At 66.9% G+C, this 4373-nt stretch carries 4 protein-coding genes and 1 pseudogene; 2 read left to right on the top strand and 3 right to left on the bottom strand.

From position 1 onward, the window contains the following. Positions 1 to 284: sulfatase-like hydrolase/transferase (locus ACFQEV_RS19835; RefSeq protein WP_379699998.1), on the bottom strand; the 284-nt coding region annotated here is incomplete at its 3' end. Positions 285 to 356: 72 nt separating this feature from the next. Next, on the bottom strand, positions 357 to 914 hold the full coding sequence (locus tag ACFQEV_RS19830) for a metal-dependent hydrolase (RefSeq protein ID WP_379699995.1): 558 nt from the start codon (positions 912 to 914) through the stop codon (positions 357 to 359). 230 nt (positions 915 to 1144) lie between these two features. Here ACFQEV_RS19830 and ACFQEV_RS19825 point away from each other — a divergent pair, with 230 nt between their 5' ends. Then, the gene (locus ACFQEV_RS19825; RefSeq protein ID WP_379699992.1) at positions 1145 to 1477 is read left to right on the top strand and encodes a HalOD1 output domain-containing protein; all 333 of its coding nucleotides are present in this window, start codon (positions 1145 to 1147) and stop codon (positions 1475 to 1477) included. Between the two features lie 86 nt (positions 1478 to 1563). After that, positions 1564 to 2418 (top strand): annotated as a pseudogene (locus tag ACFQEV_RS19820) (phosphohexomutase domain-containing protein); the annotation flags it as partial. A gap of 846 nt (positions 2419 to 3264) precedes the next feature. Here the strand turns inward: ACFQEV_RS19820 and ACFQEV_RS19815 are convergent. After that, a partial coding sequence (locus tag ACFQEV_RS19815) for a sulfatase-like hydrolase/transferase (protein WP_379699989.1) occupies positions 3265 to 4373 on the bottom strand: 1109 nt, incomplete at its 5' end.

Genomic DNA, 4373 nt, shown 5'->3' with positions numbered 1-4373 from the left:
TCGTCGTCGGGGTTACCGTGGAAGGCGGCGGTGGCGTACCCCGCGTCTTCGAACCGTTCGAGTAACGTGGGCAACTCCGCCGCGCTCTGACCCGTGGCGTGAGTCCCCGTGAGAAGTACGCGCATCGTAGTCTTCGAGGCCGGTGCCCCGGAGTAAGCGCAGGAGAAGACTGCCGAATCGGACGCGAGCGTGGAGAGCGCCGGAAGCGAATCGGTCACTCGTCCTTCGCCGTCGAACACGTAGTCGTGTCGAGCGGCGGCCGCGGTGATGAGAACGACGTCCATACTTCCCCCTAGAAGTCCACCCCAATGATTATGAATCTCGTAATGACCTGACCGACCGAGTCGCCCCGGTCGTCAGGTCGGGAGTCGGGGTACGCGCCGCCGCACCGCGCGCCACAGTTCCGCGGCACCGGGCGCACCGTCGAGGAGCCACCACAGGCCCACGAGTCCGGCCAACCCCATCTCGAAGAGGTACCGGACGGTCAGGTCGGGAGTCAGGAGGTAGCTGATGATGCCGACCGAAGGGGTGTGGCCCTCGGGGACGGAGAGCACCGGCCAGAGGAGGAACCCCAGTTTCTCGAAATCTCCCGTCGAGAGGGGGATGAGCACGTCACCGACGAGGTGCGAGTAGTACCCGACGGCGAACGCGCCGCCGCCGTCGAAGTCGAGACGCCGGAGAAGCGCCGCGGCGAGGCCGACGAGTACGGTGCCGAAGATGAGCGAGTGCGCAAACGACCGACCGCTGGGGAGGACGCTCAGCGTCCACGCCAGCGGTTTGTCCACGAGGTCGGGCGCTTGGGTGCCGAGAGCCAGAAGCAGGACCGCGGGCCACGCCGGCGCGCGACCGCGAGTGATTCGTGAGACGAGCGAGTAGACGACGTATCCGAACGCGAGATGTCCCCACGGCCACATGGGTCACGTTCCACTCGCTGCCCTCATCTACCTGTCGGTCTGTGTGACAATTTGACAGGCGAGCCGCCCGACGGCGGACGCTCAGCGACCCGACTCTCGTCCCCGCAGCTCGGGTTTTTCGAGAGTATTAGCCGTCTGTATACGATGGTAGATCAGCATAATCCTATGAACTGTATGGAGAACAGGAATGTTTATATACGATAGTCAATACCCGTCCTATAACTCAGCCAATGACCGCACAGTCCGAAGAATGGGGGCGGAGCCGCATCGATTACGACAAGCGTGCCGACTCGTACCACGTCGCCTGCGAGGACTCGGAACTCGTCAGCACGAACGTCGTTCTCAGCATCGCCGCTCTGGAGGGGGTGGGGCCGATGGATCTGCCGCCGCTGGCAGAAACGGTCGACCCGGACGCGCTCGACCGGGTGTTCGCTCCCTCGGCGGGCATCGTGGGTTCCGTCTCCTTCGAGTACGCCGGCTACGACGTCACGGTCGCCTCCGAGGGCAAACTGGAAATCGTCCCTCAACGCGACGCGATGCGCCGCCGCCAACGACGAAACTGACCGCGAGAGGACCTCGCATACGGTGTCGGAACGCCGGTCGGCTTAGGTGACGCATACCAATACTGCCGCCACGTCAGACTCCCTGTATGTTCGGCACCAGCGGTATCCGGGGAGCGGTCGGTGAGACGGTCACCGCCGACTTGGCGCTCCGTATCGGTCAGGCCGTCGCGGCGGACGCGGACCGCGTCGTCCTCGGGACGGACGTTCGAGACAGCGGTCGAATGTTGGCCGATGCGCTGAGCGCGGGGCTCCGCGAGTGCGGAACCGACGTCGTCCGCATCGGCGTCGCGTCCACTCCGACGGTCGCCCGCTCCGTCCGGTGGCTCGACGCCGACGCCGGCGTCGCCGTCACCGCCTCTCACAACCCCGCGCCCGACAACGGCATCAAACTCTGGAACCCCTCGGGCCAGGCGTTCGACGGGGAGCAGACGGACGCCATCACCCGACGCCTCGAATCGGACGACGTCGAACGCGCGCGGTGGGACGAACTCGGCCGAGAGACCGAGGACGGCGACGCCGCCCGCCGCCACGTCGAAGCGCTCTCCTCCTCGTTCGAGTCGATGGACGGTCTCGACGCGCTCGTCGATTTAGGCAACGGAACCGGCCGCGTCACGGTCGATGCGCTCTACGAACTCGACGCGAACGTGAACACGCTCGACGGTCAGACCGACGGACGGTTCCCGGCGCGCAAGAGCGAACCGAACGCGGAGACGCTGTCGCTTCTGCGCGCCGCCGTCCCCGCCGCGGATGCCGACGTCGGCATCGCCCACGACGGCGACGCCGACCGGATGGTCGCCGTCTCCGAGACTGGTTCGTACGTCCCCGGCGACGTACTCCTCGCCCTCTTCGCGCGCGACGCCGTCTCCGAGGGCGACAAAGTCGCCGTCCCCGTCGATACGAGTCTCCTCGTCGGCGACGTCGTCGAATCCCCCTCGACACGCAAACCGCCCGTATCCGCCTCCTCGACGTTTCGCTCGAAACGAGTCAGGCGGCGACTCGTCCGAGTCTACGACGAACTCCGTTCCGCCTCCCTGTGACCGCGCGTCCCCCGAATCTGCTCCCCCATCCGGTCTCGTCCGTTCCCCCGCGTCGGCTTTCCGTTCCCCCTTCGGATTCCCCAATCCCCGCTTCCCCCGCATTCCCCGCATTCCGTTCCCCCACGTCTCGTTCCCCCGCGTTCCGCAGTTGGTACCTCTGGTCGTCGTCTCTGCTGTGTCCCCCGACACAGGTGCCTCCGACGCGCGGCGGCACGGGAGACGACGTTTGTCTCTGCGTTCGAGAGGTGGCGACCGAAGCGGACGTTCGCTCGACGGCACGCGTACGATCGGGAGCGACGGTGACAGTCGCGGCAGCATCCGTCCCGTCGAGTCGCGTCCGACGGCGGTCGCTCTCTCTGCGTGTCGGGCGCGAACGGAGAGTGGTGACGAAAGTAGCGTCGCGCCCAGCGTCGGTACCCGCAGATTGGCACACCCGCGAGTACGTCGGGATGGCGTGGGACCCTCTACTCCGAAGCCGTCGCGGTGCGACGGCCCGTCGGAGCGTAAGCGAGGACCATCGACCGACGCGATACGCCGGTCGGTAGAACGGGCGAGTAGTCGCCCGCGCTTCATGCCCGGAAGCGGTTTTCCACACCATCCACTCGGTTAATAGCCGGTTAATTACAAAAACCTTCCGATGAAATAATGGTCTAGCGTGATGAAAATCACGGTTACCGGAACAACCTTCGAGAGGACGTGTTCGGGAGAGTGAGCGTTCGAGGGGCGGATTATTCGGGCGTTATTTCTGATTTAACGGCCGGGTTGATGGACCGCTTCGGTGCTCGAACCGCTGCCGAACCGGGAACGGTCGCGGAGGCCGCGCGATTCGACGAAGCAGTCGAGGGCGTGTCGGAGTGCCCGGTGGACGGGGAGGTTCTCGCCCGACCGGTCCCGAACTCCGTCCGCGTCCTGACTCCGGTCGTACAGGCGTTCGCGTCCGTCGGACTGCCGCCGGACGAGTTTCCACCGGCCGTTGCACACCATCACCTCCGGCGGGTCACCCGTCGTTCGAGCGAACACCTGTCGCTCCGTCACCCGACGGTCGGTGAGCGACCCGAGGTCCGATCCGGCGCCGACCTCCGGCGGTTCGCGGTTCGCCGCGCCGATGAGCGTCGGGACGACGTCGACGGCCGACACCGCGAAGTCGTACCGGCCGGGGTCGCACGTCGGACCGTCTACGAGGACGGGGACCCGAACGCAGTCGTCGGACAGCGAACGTCCCTGCTCGTGCCACCCGTCTCCGTCGCCGAGGGCGCACCCGTTCGTTCCGGCGAACGCCACCGTACTCTCCGTGCGGTCGAGTCGAGCGTCGAGGCCCTCCAGCAACGAACCGATGCACCGGTCGAGGTGCTGCAGTTCGCCCCGGTAGAGTCGCCTCAGGTCCGCTTCGTCCTCCTCCGAGAGGTCGGCCGAGTCGCGTCGGCACGCGTGAGCGAGCCTCGTCGCCCGACGCGACGTGAGCGACTCGCTCTCCGTCTCCGGTCGGGGCTGGTGCGGGGGAAGCGCGTCGCCGTAGTGAACCCACAGGAAGCGAGGGCCGTCCGTCTCGTCCATCCACTCCAGCGCGCGGTCCGTGAGGACCTCCCCGGGAACGAACGACGACGAGGCGATGTTGACGCCGAACGACGACCCGAGCGTCCGGTTCGTCGCTTCGAGCGCGCCCGAGAGCGTCGAGTCGTCGGCGATTCGCCGCCCGACGGCGCGACGGACCTTATCGGAGACGCCGCCTTCCCGGCTCTCGCCGTCCGGGACGGTGAACCCGCGCGACGTTAGCTCGTCGTCGTCGGGGTTACCGTGGAAGGCGGCGGTGGCGTACCCCGCGTCTTCGAACCGTTCGAGTAACGTGGGCAACTCCGCCG

The sequence above is a fragment of the Halopelagius fulvigenes genome, from assembly GCF_042662625.1.
Classification (GTDB): domain Archaea; phylum Halobacteriota; class Halobacteria; order Halobacteriales; family Haloferacaceae; genus Halopelagius; species Halopelagius fulvigenes.
The sequence above is the reverse complement of the archived record's forward strand: the minus strand, read 5'-3'. Positions and strand labels throughout refer to the sequence as shown.